Source organism: Mycobacterium sp. 852002-51057_SCH5723018 (assembly GCF_001667035.1).
Classification (GTDB): domain Bacteria; phylum Actinomycetota; class Actinomycetes; order Mycobacteriales; family Mycobacteriaceae; genus Mycobacterium.
In genome coordinates, this window is the sequence record NZ_LZIR01000120.1 from 17,653 (window position 1) to 32,100 (window position 14,448).

13 protein-coding genes are annotated in these 14,448 nt (G+C 69.8%); 7 read left to right on the forward strand and 6 right to left on the reverse strand.

Going from position 1 to position 14,448, the window contains the following annotated elements:
* Positions 1 to 66: 66 nt before the first annotated feature.
* On the forward strand, positions 67 to 1,236 hold the full coding sequence (locus A5764_RS24000) for a cytochrome P450 (protein ID WP_067118288.1): 1,170 nt from the start codon (positions 67 to 69) through the stop codon (positions 1,234 to 1,236).
* Positions 1,237 to 1,248: 12 nt separating this feature from the next.
* Entirely contained in the window at positions 1,249 to 1,443 is a 195-nt protein-coding gene (locus A5764_RS24005; RefSeq protein ID WP_067118291.1) for a ferredoxin, read from the forward strand.
* 4 nt (positions 1,444 to 1,447) lie between these two features.
* Here A5764_RS24005 and A5764_RS24010 read toward each other — a convergent pair whose 3' ends face one another.
* Entirely contained in the window at positions 1,448 to 2,530 is a 1,083-nt protein-coding gene (locus tag A5764_RS24010) for a Zn-dependent alcohol dehydrogenase (RefSeq protein ID WP_067118467.1), read from the reverse strand.
* Between the two features lie 74 nt (positions 2,531 to 2,604).
* Between A5764_RS24010 and A5764_RS24015 the strand changes: the two genes are divergently transcribed.
* The 5 genes from A5764_RS24015 to A5764_RS27850 all read left to right on the forward strand — a co-directional run bounded on the left by A5764_RS24015 (position 2,605) and on the right by A5764_RS27850 (position 9,830).
* Positions 2,605 to 4,104, forward strand: coding sequence for an aldehyde dehydrogenase family protein (locus A5764_RS24015; protein WP_067118293.1), 1,500 nt, complete (start codon positions 2,605 to 2,607; stop codon positions 4,102 to 4,104).
* A 274-nt stretch (positions 4,105 to 4,378) separates the two neighbouring features.
* A complete protein-coding gene (locus A5764_RS24020) occupies positions 4,379 to 5,287 on the forward strand; it encodes an SPFH domain-containing protein (RefSeq protein ID WP_067118470.1) in 909 nt (302 codons plus the stop codon).
* Positions 5,288 to 5,592: 305 nt separating this feature from the next.
* Positions 5,593 to 6,783 carry an amidohydrolase family protein gene (locus A5764_RS24025; protein ID WP_067118296.1) on the forward strand — a complete coding sequence of 397 codons (1,191 nt, stop codon included), beginning with the start codon at positions 5,593 to 5,595 and terminating at the stop codon, positions 6,781 to 6,783.
* 18 nt (positions 6,784 to 6,801) lie between these two features.
* Positions 6,802 to 8,523 (forward strand): amidohydrolase family protein, encoded by a 1,722-nt coding sequence (locus A5764_RS24030; RefSeq protein ID WP_067118299.1) that lies wholly within the window; start codon positions 6,802 to 6,804, stop codon positions 8,521 to 8,523.
* On the forward strand, positions 8,520 to 9,830 hold the full coding sequence (locus tag A5764_RS27850; protein ID WP_082951872.1) for a cytochrome P450: 1,311 nt from the start codon (positions 8,520 to 8,522) through the stop codon (positions 9,828 to 9,830). Before A5764_RS24030 ends, A5764_RS27850 begins: the two co-directional genes overlap by 4 nt.
* Positions 9,831 to 9,836: 6 nt before the next feature.
* On the opposite strand, the gene A5764_RS24045 is transcribed toward A5764_RS27850, so the two are convergent.
* Genes A5764_RS24045 through cobC form a run of 5 tightly spaced genes read right to left on the reverse strand, consistent with a single transcriptional unit; the run spans position 9,837 to position 14,444 of the window.
* A complete protein-coding gene (locus A5764_RS24045; protein ID WP_067118302.1) occupies positions 9,837 to 10,418 on the reverse strand; it encodes a TetR-like C-terminal domain-containing protein in 582 nt (193 codons plus the stop codon).
* A gap of 21 nt (positions 10,419 to 10,439) precedes the next feature.
* The gene (locus A5764_RS24050; protein ID WP_067118304.1) at positions 10,440 to 11,558 is read right to left on the reverse strand and encodes a bifunctional RNase H/acid phosphatase; all 1,119 of its coding nucleotides are present in this window, start codon (positions 11,556 to 11,558) and stop codon (positions 10,440 to 10,442) included.
* Positions 11,555 to 12,292, reverse strand: coding sequence for a zinc ribbon domain-containing protein (locus tag A5764_RS24055; RefSeq protein ID WP_067118307.1), 738 nt, complete (start codon positions 12,290 to 12,292; stop codon positions 11,555 to 11,557). Before A5764_RS24055 ends, A5764_RS24050 begins: the two co-directional genes overlap by 4 nt.
* A complete protein-coding gene (locus A5764_RS24060; protein WP_067118310.1) occupies positions 12,292 to 13,416 on the reverse strand; it encodes a Nif3-like dinuclear metal center hexameric protein in 1,125 nt (374 codons plus the stop codon). The genes A5764_RS24055 and A5764_RS24060 overlap by 1 nt, the downstream gene beginning before the upstream one ends.
* A complete protein-coding gene (cobC, locus tag A5764_RS24065) occupies positions 13,413 to 14,444 on the reverse strand; it encodes an Rv2231c family pyridoxal phosphate-dependent protein CobC (protein WP_067118313.1) in 1,032 nt (343 codons plus the stop codon). The genes A5764_RS24060 and cobC overlap by 4 nt, the downstream gene beginning before the upstream one ends.
* Positions 14,445 to 14,448 lie beyond the last annotated feature (4 nt).

The window sequence follows — 14,448 nt, forward strand, 5'->3', positions numbered from 1 at the left end:
GCGACGCGCCATTGCCCAATCTTTCACATCATTGCTAAATAAGGGTGTTGGTGCGAGGCTGACGGCATGACTGAAACCGAAGGGTTCGTCGATCAGTCGGTGACGGGTATCGCGGAGCCGCAGCCGATGTACAAGGCATTGCGCGAAACGAGCCCGGTGTTCCGGTCGCCGCAGGCGGTGGTTCTCAGCCGCCTCGCCGATATCGAGATGGCACTCAAGCACGCCGAACTGTTCTCGTCGAACATGGACGCCGTCGACCTCGGCAACATCCGGCCGATGATCCCGTTGCAAATCGACCCGCCCGAGCACGCCAAGTACCGCCGCATCCTCGATCCGCTGTTCACCCCGCGAGAGATGGCCCGCCGCGAACCGCTCGTCACCGAACTGGTCAACGAAATGATCGACCGCTTCGCCGATCGCGGCGAGTGCGACTTTCACGCCGAGTTCGCGGTGCCACTCCCCTGCACCGTGTTCCTGCAGTTGCTCGGCCTGCCGCTGGAGGACCTCGACAAGTTCCTGGAGTGGAAGGACCGCGTCATCCGGCCGGAGGGCGACTCCGGGTTTGACCGCCGCCACGAGAGTGGCGCTCCCACGGCGCAAAAGATCTATGACTACTTCGACCGCGCCATCGACGACCACATCGCCCGCCCGCGCGACGACGTGCTGTCGGCGATGATCGCAGCGACCATCGAGGGCCAACCGCTGTCGCGCGAGGAGCTCCTAGATATCTGTTTCCTCTTCCTCATCGCCGGGCTGGACACGGTGACGGACTCGCTGGACTGCTTCTTCGTCTACCTGGCCCGGCATCCCGAGCAGCGCCGTCAGCTGATCGAGCAGCCCGACATCCTGCCCAGCGCCATCGAGGAGTTGTTGCGTTGGGAGACACCGGTTCCCGGCGTGGCCCGCGTCGCCATGCAGGACATCGAGGTGGGCGGCTGCCCGATCAGCAAGGGCGAACGGGTCAGCCCGCTACTCGGCGCGGCCAACACCGACCCCGCCGAATTTCCCGATCCGGAAGTGGTGGACTTCACCCGCAATCCCAACCGGCACCGCGCCTTCGGCGGGGGCCCGCACCGCTGCCTGGGATCCCACCTGGCCCGCATGGAACTGCGGGTGGCCCTGCGCGAATTCCACCGGCGCATCCCCGATTACCAGATCAAGCCCGACACCCAGCTGACCTTCACCGCGGCGCTGCGGTCGGTGGAGTCGCTGCCGCTGGTCTTCCCGGTCTCTTAAGGAGCTTCTGTCGTGACCCGCGTCTCGTTCGACGCCGACCGCTGCACCGGGCACGGGCGCTGCTACACCCTGGCGCCCGACGTCTTCGACGCCGACGAGGCCGGCCACTGCGTCGTGCTGGTGGAGGAAGTCTCGGGTGAACTCGAGGCGCAGGCGGCGACCGGTGAGCAGAACTGCCCGGAGCAGGCAATCACGCTGTCGCGCTGAGCATTTACGCGAAGCAGACCACGCTGCGCGCCCCGCGCCCGGCGGTCATGTCGGTGAACGCCGCCTCGACGTCGTCGATGCCGATCCGCCGCGTCACCAGCGCCTCCAAGTCGAGCCGGCCGCGCAGGGCGAGCTCGGCGAGCACCGGGATGTCGCGCGCGGGGTCGCTGGCGCCGTAGACGCTGCCCTGAATCGTCTTGCCGTCGGCCATCAACGACAGCGCGGGAAACGTCACCTCTTCCGCGATCCCGGCGGCGCCCACCAGCGTGACCGTGCCGCCGCGACGGGTGGCGTCGTAGGCCGAGCGCATCGTGGCGGGCTTGCCCACCACCTCGATGCCGTGATCGACCCCGGCACCCCCGGTGAGGTCGCGCACCGCGGTCGCGACGTCGGTCTCGCTCGCGTCGAGGGTGTCGGTGGCGCCGTTGGCCGTCGCGGCCGCAAGCTGGCCGGCCACCCGGTCGGCGGCGATGATCCGCGCCGCACCGGCCAGCCGAGCGCCCTGGATCACGGCCAATCCCACACCGCCGCAACCGATTACGAGCACGCTCTCACCCGGGCGGACGGCCGCCGTCCGCATCACCGCGCCGACCCCGGTGGTGACGCCGCAGCCCAGCAGCGCGGCCAGGTCGAACGGCAGGGACTCGTCGACCGGTACCACCGCCGCGGCCGGCAGCAAGGTCTGTTCGGCCAGCGACCCGACGCCCATGCCCGGCCACACCGGGCCCGCGGCGCTCTCCGCGTACGGGTCGCCGTAGGCGTGGTCGTAGCCATGTGAGCACAGCTGCGCCTCGCCGCGCAGGCAGTGCGGGCACGACCGGCAGGGCACGTTCCAGGTGAGCACGACGTGGTCGCCCGGGCGCACCGTGGTGACGTCATCACCCACCTCGGCGACGACCCCGGCGCCCTCGTGGCCGAGCGTGGACGGCAGCAGCGTCGGTATGGATCCGTCGCGCAGCGACAGGTCGCTGTGGCACACGCCGCTGGCGCGAAGCTCCACCCGCACCTCGTGCTTGCCGAGCGGCCGCAGCGCGAGCTCCTCCACCGCGGTGGGCCGCCCGACCTCGCGCAGCACGACCCCCTTCATGAAATCCACACTGTGATGCACGTCATATCGACTTACGATGACGGGGCAACCGCAAGGGGTCAAGGGAGACGGACATGACGGGATCAACGACGATCACGCGCGACAGCCAAACTGCGGGCAACGAGCCGGCCTTGACGATCGGCGGCGAGCCGCAGCCGGGCGCCGCCGGGAGCTACCCCGTCCACAACCCGGCGCGGCCGGCCGAAATAGTCGGCCACGCCCCCGCCGCCGACAGCGCCCAACTCGACGCCGCAGTGTCGGCGGCAAGGCGGGCGGCGCCCGAGTGGCGAGCCCTCAGCGTCGCCGAGCGCGTGTGCGCCGTCGCCGCCGCCGCCACCGCGGCGGGCGAGCGGCTGGCCGCCGACGACGGCGCCCGACTGTACACCCGCGAGCACGGAAAGGTGCTCAGCGAGGCCAACTTTGAGATCAGCACCGGACCGGCACTGGCCGCGCTGATCGGATCGATGGCCGAGGCGGCGCTGACGCCCGAGCAGGTCGACCCCGGCTCGACATACCCGCGGCTGCACCGGGAGCCGTTCGGGGTGGCCGCGCTCGTGCTCCCGTTCAACTGGCCGCTCGCGCTGACCATGACCAAGCTGTCGTCGGCGCTGACGGCGGGCAATACCGCCGTGGTGAAGGTTCCGCCGACTTGTCCGCTGGCCGCGCTGCAACTTGCCGGAGCGCTGGCCGCGGCCCTGCCGCCAGGCGTGGTGAACGTGCTCTCCGGGCCGGGTATCGAGCTGGCCCACGCGCTGGTCACCCATCCCGGCATCGACCTGATCTCGTTGACCGGCGGGGTTGCCACCGGACGTGCCGTTATGGCGGCGGCCGCGACGCGCCTCACGCCGGTGCTGCTCGAGCTCGGCGGCAACGACGCGGCGATCATCGCGCCCGACATCGGAGTCAGCGACGAGCTGGTGGAGCGGCTGGTGACCGCGACCTATACCACCGGCGGCCAGGTGTGCATGGCGATCAAGCGGCTGTACGCGCCCACGGCGCGGGTCGACGAACTGGCCGAGGCGCTGCTGGCGCGCTGCCAGCGGGAGGTGATCGGCGACGGCCTGGCCGAGGACACCACGCTCGGCCCGCTGCACACCGCCGCCGGGCGGGACCGGGTCGCCAAGCTGGTCGGCGACGCCGAGGCGCGCGGCGCTTCCGTGCGCACCGCGGGGCGGATCCGCGACGCCGACGCCGACTCCGGCGGCTACTTCGCGCTGCCGACCGTCGTCACCGGTGCGGGCCCGGACTCGGCGCTGGCCACCGAGGAGCAATTCGGGCCGGTCTTGCCGATCTTCGGCTACGACAGCATCGACGACGCCGTAACCGCCGCCAACGCAACGGAATTCGGGCTTACCGCGTCGGTGTGGACCGGCGACGACGTGCTCGCCGATCGGATCATTGGGCAGCTCGTGGCCGGCACCGTCAGCGTCAACTGCCACGGCCTGGCCGCCCAGGACCCGCGCCTGCCGTTCGGCGGCTGCGGCCAGTCCGGCATTGGGCGCGAGCTCGGCGTCGACGGCATCCGGGCGTTCACCCAGCCGCGGGCGTATGTCCGGCATCCGGTGCCGAACTAGCGGCCTCTCGCATTCGGGTTAGAAGGGCTTTGAGCCCCTTCGCATTGGGCGCCGAGCTCCCTTCGTAAAGCCCAGCAGCCATGCTGTCTTGGATGGCTTCCATCATTAGCCGCGCCGAGGGGTCGTGTCGTTTTGGTGAGGTGGGGCCTCGGGCCACCGCACGCCTCGGGTGATCGGCCCATACTGGGGGTAGTCGACATTTCATCGGCCGTAAGTTGCCCGCACTCGCCGAGAAGTACCGACAGGTCTTGCCGAGGCGGAAGTGGAGGACAAAATGATCATTATTTGCGCACTGGCGGCAATGTTCAGCCTTGGTGTGCTGTGGCTGGGCACAAGCGTTCGGGTCGTCAAGCAATTCGAACGAGGCGTCGTCTTTCGATTCGGACGTGTGCAAACCGCTGTCCGTGGACCGGGACTCACACTGCTGATTCCAATCGCCGATCGCCTCGAGAAGGTGAACATGCAGATCATCACGATGCCGGTGCCCGCGCAGGATGGCATCACCCGCGACAACGTGACCGTGCGAGTGGATGCAGTCATCTATTTCAATGTTGCGGACCCGGTGCGTGTGGTTGTCGACGTCCAGGACTATGTGTCCGCTATTGGCCAGGTGGCGCAGACATCGCTGCGGTCGATCATCGGCAAAAGCGACCTGGACGACCTACTCTGCAATCGCGAGGGTCTCAATCAGGGCCTGGAGTTGATGATCGACAGCCCCGCGGTGGGCTGGGGTGTTCAGATCGACCGCGTGGAAATTAAGGATGTCGTACTGCCTGATTCGATGAAGCGGTCGATCGCGCGTCAAGCCGAGGCGGAGCGTGAGCGGCGGGCTCGGGTGATCACGGCCGACGGTGAACTGCAGGCGTCTGCAAAACTGGCCCAGGCGGCCGAGACAATGACCGCCCACCCGGCTGCGCTTCAGTTGCGGCTCTTGGAAACCGTGGTCGAGGTCGCCGCGGAGAAGAACTCGACCCTGGTGCTTCCCTTCCCCGTCGAACTGCTCCGGTTCTTAGAACGAGCAACACCGGAAGCATCGGGTGGCCCTGACGATGAAGCCGCTATGCCATCGACCTCGGCCGCGGCTTCGAACAGCGAGATGGCAAAGCTGGACCCGCCGCAGGTTCCCGACGACGCCAGCGGTCTGGAAGTCCACACACGCATCGCGGGTCGGTATTCCGGCTGAACGGGTGCCGCGAAGAGGACCAGCCCCGTCGCGGCCGGCTCACCGTCGCCATCCCGGCTGGGATCCATCCCCGCATGGTTCCACTGCAGGTCAACGTTGTCCGTCATCCCGCCCGACAACTTCGAAACGACTTGCATTCGACTGTGTACTGAGGGCTTCGAGTGTGCGCTCAGGGCGGAAAATCGGTTAATTCCGCGCCCTGGACTCACAGTGAAAGCCCTGACTACACACTCGTGGGAGGCATCATTGCATTCATTGCATAGATAGCATTGACACGGCCGGAAAACCGACGATAGTCGACAGGTATGGCGCTGCTGCCAGACCCAGATCCCCGGCTGCGACAGCACGTCGTGATCTCGGTCGATGACCATGTCATCGAGCCGCCGGACATGTTCGCCGGCCGGCTCCCGACGGCGCTCGCCGAACGCGCGCCGCAGGTCGTCGAGACCGACGACGGGCGCCAGGTATGGCGCTACGAGGGCCGGGACTACCCCAACATCGGGCTCAACGCGGTGATCGGGCGGCCGCACGAGGAATGGAGCATGGACGCCGCCCGGTTCGACGAAATGCGCCGCGGCTGTTGGGATATCGACGCCCGGATCGCCGACATGGACATCGCGGGGATCTGGGCCTCGCTGAACTTCCCGTCCCTGATCGCCGGCTTCGCCGGAACCGTGTTCTGGAAAAGCGAGGACGTGGAGCTGGGGCTCGCCACGCTCCGGGCGTGGAACGACTGGCATCTCGAGGCGTGGGCCGGCCACTACCCGGACCGGATCATCCCGCTGCAGCTGCCGTGGCTGGCCGACCCCCAGCTCGCACCCGAGGAGATCCGCCGCAACGCTGAACGCGGCTTCAAGGCCGTCAGCTTCCCCGAACTGCCCGCGCAATGCGGAATCCCGAGCCTGCACAGCGGCGTATGGGACCCGTTCTTCGCCGCCTGTGAGGAGACCGACACCGTGGTCTGCCTGCACACCGGTTCCGCGCAGTGGGCGCCGATCCCCGCCCCCGACACGCCTTTTGAAACCATCACCACGCTTTTCCCCGTCAACAGCCTGGTCGCCAGCGCCGACATGCTGTGGTCGGGCATCCCGGTGCGCTTCCCGCGGCTGAACATCACGCTGGCCGAGGGCGGCCTCGGCTGGGCGGCCATGCTCGGCGACCGCGCCGATTACGTTCTGGCCCACTCGGCTTCGGGCCACGAGGGCGGGGCATGGAAGAGCGACCTGCTCCCCAGCGAGGTGCTGCGGCGGAACTTCTGGTTCTGCTCGATCGACGACCCGCACGCGTTCGCCGCGCTGGACGCGATCGGCGCCGAGCGCATCCTCGTCGAAAGCGACTACCCGCACGCCGATTCGACCTGGCCCGACACCCAACAAGTCGTGGCGCGCAACGTCGCCGGCCTTTCTGCCGAAGACGCGGCGCGCATCACCCACCGCAATGCGGCACAGCTGTTCCGCCACCCGCTGCCGGACGACGGGTGGCTCGCGAAAACCTAGGGGTGTAGGAGGCCCGAAATGCTCGACCTGCTCATCCGCGACGCCCAGATCGTCGACGGCACCGGCGCGCCCGCCCGCCACGGTGACGTCGGGGTCAGCAACGGCCGGATCGTCGCCGTTGGCGAGGTCGAGGACCAAGCCGCGAAAACCGTTGACGCCCAAGGGCAGGCGCTCGCGCCAGGCTTCGTCGACCTGCACACCCATTACGACGCGCAGCTGTTCTGGGACCCGACCGCCAGCCCGTCGGTGCAGCACGGCGTCACCACCGTCTTCGGTGGCAACTGCGGCTTCACGCTCGCGCCCGCGGCCGTCGAGCAGCACGACTACCTCACCCGCATGCTCGCCCGCGTCGAGGGCATGCCGCTGGACGCACTACGGGCCGGGCTCGACTGGGGCTGGGCCTCGTTCGGCGACTGGCTGAACCGCCTGGAAGGCCGTATCGCCGTCAATGCCGGCTTCCTGGTTGGTCATTCGGCGCTGCGGCTGGCCGCGATGGGGGGCGACGCCGTCGGCGGCGACGCTACCCCACACCACCTCGAAAAGATGGTCGCCGTGCTGCACGACGCGCTGGACGCGGGCGCGCTCGGGCTCTCGACGTCACAGTCTCCGACCCACAACGACGGCGCCGGGCAACCCGTACCGTCGCGCAGCGCGTCGCGCGACGAACTGATGGCGCTGGCGGGCGGCCTCCGCGACCATGCCGGCACCACCCTCGAGGCGATCATCCCCGGCTGCCTGTCTGGCTTCACCGACGACGACATCGCGCTGCTCACCGACATGTCAAAAGCCGCCGACCGGCCGCTGAACTGGAACCTGCTGGGCGTCTCGGCGACCAACCCGGACGGGCACCGCCGGCAACTGCGCGCCTCAGAGGCCGCCGCTCAACGCGGCGGCCGAGTGGTCGCGCTCACCTTGCCGCAGGCCATGAAGATCCGGCTGTCGTTCCTGTCCGGCTTCGTGCTCGACGGGCTCCCGGGCTGGCGCGACACCATGCACCTTCCGGTTCCCGAACGGCTCAAGGCGCTCGCCGATCCGGAGGTGCGCCGCCGCCTCGCCGAGGGCGCGTCCTCGAAGGAGGCCGGCATGCTGCGCGGGCTGGCGCAGTGGGACCGGCTGGTCATCGTCGAAACCTTCGCGCCCCAGAACGCCGACGCCACGGGCCGCAGCGTCGGCGAGATCGCCGCCGCCCGCGGCGCCGAGCCCTTCGACACGCTGCTGGACATCGTGATCGCCGACGAGCTGCGCACCGGCCTCAGCCCATCGCTGACCGGCGACGACGCGGCCGACTGGCGGGCGCGCGCCGAAGTATGGCAGCACCCGGGTGCAGTGATCGGCGGTTCGGACGCCGGCGCGCACCTCGACATGATGTGCGGCGCGATCTACACGACATCGCTGCTCGGGCGCGGCGTCCGCGAGCACCACGTGGTGACGCTCGAAGAAGCCGTCCGGTTGATCACCGACGTGCCGGCCCGGTTCTACGGGCTATCCGAACGCGGCCGGATCGCGCCCGGCTGGCACGCCGACCTGGTGATGTTCGACCCGCTGACCGTCGACCACGGCCCCGAGCGCACCCGCTACGACCTGCCCGCGGGGGCGCCGCGGCTGGTCGCCGACGCCTACGGAATCTCCTCGGTGTGGGTGGGCGGCGTCGAGGTCTGCCGCGACGGCGCCGCCACCGGCGCCCTGCCCGGCACAATGCTGCGGTCTGGACGCGACACCGAGACGGTGCCGGCCTCGTGACCGCCGAGGAATTCGACCCCGCCGAAATGCAGGGCGGGCTGCTCATGCACGTCGAGAACGTGCACGAGCGGCTCCGCGAGGCCCGCGAGCGACACCGGGTGATGCCGGGAAACCCGTTCGCCGAGATCAATTCCGGGCAGGTCGGCGAGCTCGGGGTGACAGTCCTCGGGTACGACGAATGCCAGACGGTGCTCACACATCCCGACACCTTCTCGTCGTCGATCTACGAGCAGATCATGGGCCCGGTGATGGGCCGCACGCTGCTCGAACTCCAGGGCGCCGAGCATCGGGCGGGCCGGGCCCTGGTGTCCCCGTCGTTTCGGACCACGCTGCTCGAGCGGTGGCGCACCGATCTGGTGGAGGTGGTGGTCCACGAGCTCATCGACCGGTTCGCACCGCGCGGGCGGGCCGAGCTGGTCCGCGAGTTCACCTTCGCGTTCCCGGTGCAGGTCATCGCGCGGATCATGGGTCTGCCGCGACAGGATTACCTGCGCTTCCAGCGGCTGTCGATCGAGCTGCTCAACGTCGTCTACGACTGGGAGCGCGGGCTCGCCGCATCCCGGTCGTTGAAGGCCTACTTGGGCGAGGTGCTCGCGGAGCGACGCCGCCGCCCGCAGGACGACCTGATCAGCACGCTGGCGGAATCGGAAATCGACGGCGCGCGCCTGACCGACGACGAGATCTTCGCGTTTCTGCTGCTGATCCTGCCCGCTGGCGTCGAGACAACCTACCGCGCCTCGGGCAACCTGCTGGTCGCCCTGCTCACCGAACCCGCGCCGGCGACGATGCAGAGCGAAGCAATGAGGAGCGGCGCAAATGCACCCGCGCCGGCGACGATGCAGAGCGAAGCGATGAGGAGGAGCGGCGCAAATGCACCGCTGCTGGACGCGCTGCGCGCCGATCGCGCCGGGCTGCGGGGCGCCTTCGAGGAGGCGCTGCGCTGGGAGCCGCCGATCACCACGGTGGTGCGGACGGCGGTCGACGACTGCGAGCTCGCCGGGGTCGCGATCCCGGCGGGCACCCATGTCAGCGTCAGCGTCGCGGCCGCCAACCGGGACCCGGCGCGTTACGACGACCCCGACCGCTTCGATCCCACCCGCAAGAACATCGCGCACCTGACGTTCGGCGGTGGCCCACACCTGTGCCTGGGCATGCACCTGGCGCGGATGGAGGGCGCGGTGGCCATCAACGCGCTGCTGGACCGGCTGCCCGACCTACGACTGGATCCGACCGCTGCGGCGCCGCGTGTCAGCGGGGTGGCATTCCGCTCCCCGGCGGCGCTGCCGGTCGAGTTCACGCCCGCGTAGCGCCGGCTACTTTCGCGCGAGCGCATGCCATGCCATGTCGGCGACGGTCGCGCAATAGTGGTCGTCGATGCGGGCGTCGGAGTAAAGGACGCGGATGTTCAACGGCGCCAGGAGGATCTGCACGGCCACCAGCGTATTGACGCCCTCGCGCAGTTCGCCGCGTTCCCTGGCTCGGTCAACGACGGCGCGCACAGCGGCAAAACGCGCTCGCCACAACATAATTCGGGATTGTTCGTCGTGATGCCCGCGGCGGTCCATGACCAGCGCCCGCACGAAGATGCGTCCCTCGTCGGTGTTGAGCCGATCGGCCACGTTCCGCGCCAGCGCCAGCAGGTCCCCGCGCAGCGAGCCGGTGTCGGTGGCCGTACTGAATGCCTCGGCGTCGGCGAGGGCCGCGGCGACGATGAGTTGTTGCCGGCCGCCCCAGTACCGGTAGATCATCGCGGGATCGAGGCGATGACGCTCCGCCAGGGCCTCGATGCTGAACCGCTCGACGCCCCAGCGGGCCAATTCGTCGAGCGCCGCCGGCATCACCTGCGCGCGGATATCCGCGGGAACGGGTTCATGGCGTGGCTGAGACGGCTGCATCGGTGTCCCCCTTGTGCCCGCCTAAAGATAACCCGTTTGGTTCACCAAACGCACCGATGATTGCCCGTCGGAAAAGAACTCGGCGATGCTCAACGACGCCAGGTCAAGGTGCAGCCGGTACAGGATGCCCGGCCCGGCGTCCAGCGCCAGCCGCAGCAGCATCTTGATCGGCGTCACGTGCGACACCACCAGAACCGTCGCGCCCTGGTGTGCCGCGACGATCCGCTCACGCGCCCGCAGCACCCGATCGAGCACCGCATCGAAGCTTTCACCGCCCGGGGGCGTGGTGCCGGTGTCACGCAGCCAGCGACGATGCAGCTCCGGATCGCGTTCGGCCGCTTCGGCGAACGTCAACCCCTCCCAGGCGCCGAAGTCGGTCTCGATCAAGTCGTCATCGACGGTGACGTCCAGGCCCAGCGCCTTGGCGGCCGCCGCCGCGGTGTCGTACGCCCGCTGCAGCGGCGAGGAGAACACCGCGGCGATCCCGCCGCGCTCCGCGACATACCGTGCGGCGGCGGCGGCCTGCTGCCGTCCCACCTCTGTCAGCGCCGGATTGCCGCGCCCCGAATAGCGCCGTTGCGCCGACAACTCCGTCTGCCCATGCCGCAACAGCAGCAACCGGGTGGGCGTGCCGCGCGCGCCGGTCCACCCGGGCGACGTCTTGGCCTCGGCCGCAGTGGTTTTCGCGGCCTCGGCGACGGCCGGCGCGGCCGTTTCCGCAGCCTGCTCGTCCATACCGGCCGCGGCGTCCATCGCCTCGTTGGCCAACCGGTCGGCGTGCGAGTTCTGGGCCCGCGGAACCCACGCGTAGCTGATCCGGTCGAACCGTGACGCCAACTTGCGCGCCTGGGCGTTCAGCTCGATCAGGTCGGGGTGCTTGATCTTCCACCGGCCCGACATCTGCTCGACCACCAGCTTGGAATCCATGAAGACGGCGGCCTCGGTGGCATCCAGTTTCGCGGCGTCTTCCAAACCCGCTATCAGGGCACGGTATTCGGCGACGTTGTTGGTCGCCACGCCGATGGCCTGCTTGGATTCGGCCAGCACCGTCGAACGGTCCGCGCTGCGCACCACCGCGCCGTACCCGGCCGGTCCGGGATTGCCGCGCGACCCACCGTCGGCCTCGATGACGACCTTCACTTCTCGAACCCCTTGACCCGCAACAGGATCGCGCCGCACTCGGGGCATCGCACCAGCTCGTCCTCGGCGGCGGCCGATATCCGGGACAGGTCGCCGCGACCAATCTCGATCCGGCAGGCGCCACAGCGGGGGCCGAGCAGCGGCCCGGCGCCCGGCCCTCCACCGGCGCGCTGCCGCTCGTAGAGGGCGGACAGGGCGGGGTCCAATGCCGCCGAGAGCGAATCGCGCCGGGACGAATGCTCCTGGCGGGCCTTGTCGATCTCGGCGAACGCGGCATCGAGCGCCTGCTTGGCGCTGGCCAGCTCGGACTGCAGCGCCTCGACCGCGGCCTGCTCGGCGCTCAGCTGGGCCTGTAGCTCCTCGCGGCGCTCCATCACTTCCAGCAGGGAGTCCTCCAGGCTGGTCTGGCGGCGAATCAGGGTCTCCAGCTCGTGCTGCAGATCGGACAACTGCTTGGCGTCGGTGGCACCCGATCTCAGCAGCGACTTGTCGCGCTCTTCGCGCTGGCGCACCGCGTCGATCTCCGACTCCAGCCGTGACACCTGGGCGTCCAAGTCTTCCATCGCTATTCGGACGGCGCCCAGCCGGTCGCCGGCGGCGTTGCGCTCGGCCTGCACCCGCTCATACTCCTGTTGCTGCGGCAGATGCGTGGCGCGGTGCGCGATGCGCGACAACTCGGCATCCAGCTTCGATAACTCGAGCAGCGAAAGCTGCTGTGCCACTTCCGCTTTCATTACTGACTTCCCCCAATGTTCCACGGGTCGGTGCGGATGGCGCACACCCGCACGCTCAGCGCCTCACCGAAATACGACCGCAATACGGCGGCGGCCTGTTCGCACCAGGGGAATTCGCTCGCCCAGTGTGCCACGTCGACCAGGGCCACTTCCGAGGCCCGGCGGTGTTCGTCGGCCGGATGGTGCCGCAGGTCGGCAGTGACGTACGCGTGCACGCCCGCGCCGGCCGCGGCGGCCAGCAACGAGTCCCCGGCGCCGCCGCAGACGGCGACCCTCGACACGGGCGCGTCCGGGTCCCCCGCGGCGCGGACTCCCCAGGACGTCTGAGGCAAGGCGGTATCGACGCGGGAGACGAAGTCGCGCAGCGGTTCCGGTCGTGACAGCGTGCCGATGCGGCCCAACCCGGCGTCGCCGGGCGGAGGGACCAGGGCGAAGACGTCGAACGCGGGTTCCTCGTAGGGATGGGCCGCGCGCATCGCCGCCAGCACGTCGCCGCGCGCCCGCGCGGGTGCGACGACCTCGAACCGGTCCTCGGCGACCCGCTCGACGCTGCCGACGCTGCCCACCGCCGGTGTGGCGCCCTCGTGCGGCAGGAACTGCCCGATGCCGCTGACGCTCCAGCTGCAGTGCGAATAATCGCCGATGTGGCCCGCGCCGGCCTCGAACACGGCCTCCTGCACCGCTTCCGCGTTCTCGCGCGGCACGTAGACGACCCACTTCTCCAGGTCGCCCGCAGCCTCCGCCGCTTCGAGCACGCCGTCGACGGCGAGGCCGAGCGCGTCGGCGAGCGCGTCGGACACACCGGGCGACGCCGAGTCTGCGTTGGTGTGCGCGGTGAACAGCGAACGCCCCGTTCGGATCAGGCGATGCACGAGCGCGCCTTTCGGCGTATTAGCCGCCACCGTGTCGACCCCCCGCAACAACAACGGGTGGTGGGCCAGCAGCAGGCCGCCCTCGGGAACCTCGTCGACCACCGCCGGTGTCGCGTCGACGGCGACGGTCACCGAGCCCACCGCCTCGTCGGGGTCCCCGCACACCAGGCCCACCGAATCCCACGACTGCGCGAGCCGCGGCGGGTACGCCCCGTCGAGCACCTCGATGACGTCGGCCAGCCGCACGCTCACCGCGACACCTCCGCGATCGCCTGCACCAGCAGCGGCCACTCGCGGCGCACCGCCGCCCGCAGGTAGCGCTCGTCCAGACCGACGAACGTGTCGCATCGGCGAACCGCGATCCCCTTGCGCTCCAACTCTTTTCGCATCCGCGCGGCATCCGGCGCGCGGAACAAGACGAACGGGGCCCGGCCGGCGACCACGTCGGCGCCCACCGAGGCCAGTCCGGCCACCATCTCCGCACGCGACTCGGCCAGCCGCGCCGCGCCGGCCGCCGCTTCGGCGACCGCCCGCGGACCACTGCACGCCGCGATGGCCGTCAGTTGCAGCGTCCCCACCGGCCAGTGCGCCCGCTGGGCGGTCAACCGCGCCAACACCTCTGGCGAGCCAAGGGCATAGCCCACCCGCAACCCCGCCAACGCCCACGTTTTGGTCAGGCTGCGCAGCACGAGCACGTCGGGCAGCGAGTCGGCGGCCAGCGACTCCGGTTCGCCGGGGATCGAATCGGCGAACGCCTCGTCGACCACCAGGATCCGCCCGGGCCGGCGCAACGCGAGCAGCTGCTCGCGGGTGTGCAGCACCGAGGTGGGGTTGGTCGGATTGCCCACCACGATGAGGTCGGCATCCTCGGGGACGGTCGCGCAGTCCAGGCCGAACGGCGGCTCGAGGACGACATGCTCGACAGGTATCCCGGCGGTGGCCAGCGCCACGGCCGGCTCGGTGAACGAGGGCGCCACGATCAGCGCCCGCGCCGGACGCAGGTTGGGCAGCAACGCGAACCCTTCCGCGGCGCCGGCGAGCGGCAGCACCTCGTCGCGCGCTCGGCCGTGCCGCTGCGCTGCGGCGTCTTGCGCCCGGTGCACCTCGTCGTCGCCCGGGTAGCGCGCCAGATCCGGCAGCCGCGCGGCCAGCCGCTGCGTCAGCCACTCGGGCGGTTGCGCATGGCGGACGTTGACGGCGAAGTCGAGCATCCCCGGCGCGGCGGCCTGGTCACCGTGATAGCGGGCCGTCGCAGGCGGGCTCGGGTTCAGAGTCGCCATCAGT

Bases quoted from the DNA above. Each gene is read 5' to 3' on its own strand.
- A5764_RS24045 (WP_067118302.1), bottom strand. From the start codon at position 10,418: ATGCAGCCGTCTCAGCCACGCCATGAACCCGTTCCCGCGGATATCCGC.
- A5764_RS24000 (WP_067118288.1), top strand. From the start codon at position 67: ATGACTGAAACCGAAGGGTTCGTCGATCAGTCGGTGACGGGTATCGCG.
- cobC (WP_067118313.1), bottom strand. From the start codon at position 14,444: ATGGCGACTCTGAACCCGAGCCCGCCTGCGACGGCCCGCTATCACGGT.
- A5764_RS24020 (WP_067118470.1), top strand. From the start codon at position 4,379: ATGATCATTATTTGCGCACTGGCGGCAATGTTCAGCCTTGGTGTGCTG.
- A5764_RS24010 (WP_067118467.1), bottom strand. From the start codon at position 2,530: ATGAAGGGGGTCGTGCTGCGCGAGGTCGGGCGGCCCACCGCGGTGGAG.
- A5764_RS24015 (WP_067118293.1), top strand. From the start codon at position 2,605: ATGACGGGATCAACGACGATCACGCGCGACAGCCAAACTGCGGGCAAC.
- A5764_RS24025 (WP_067118296.1), top strand. From the start codon at position 5,593: ATGGCGCTGCTGCCAGACCCAGATCCCCGGCTGCGACAGCACGTCGTG.
- A5764_RS24030 (WP_067118299.1), top strand. From the start codon at position 6,802: ATGCTCGACCTGCTCATCCGCGACGCCCAGATCGTCGACGGCACCGGC.
- A5764_RS24055 (WP_067118307.1), bottom strand. From the start codon at position 12,292: ATGAAAGCGGAAGTGGCACAGCAGCTTTCGCTGCTCGAGTTATCGAAG.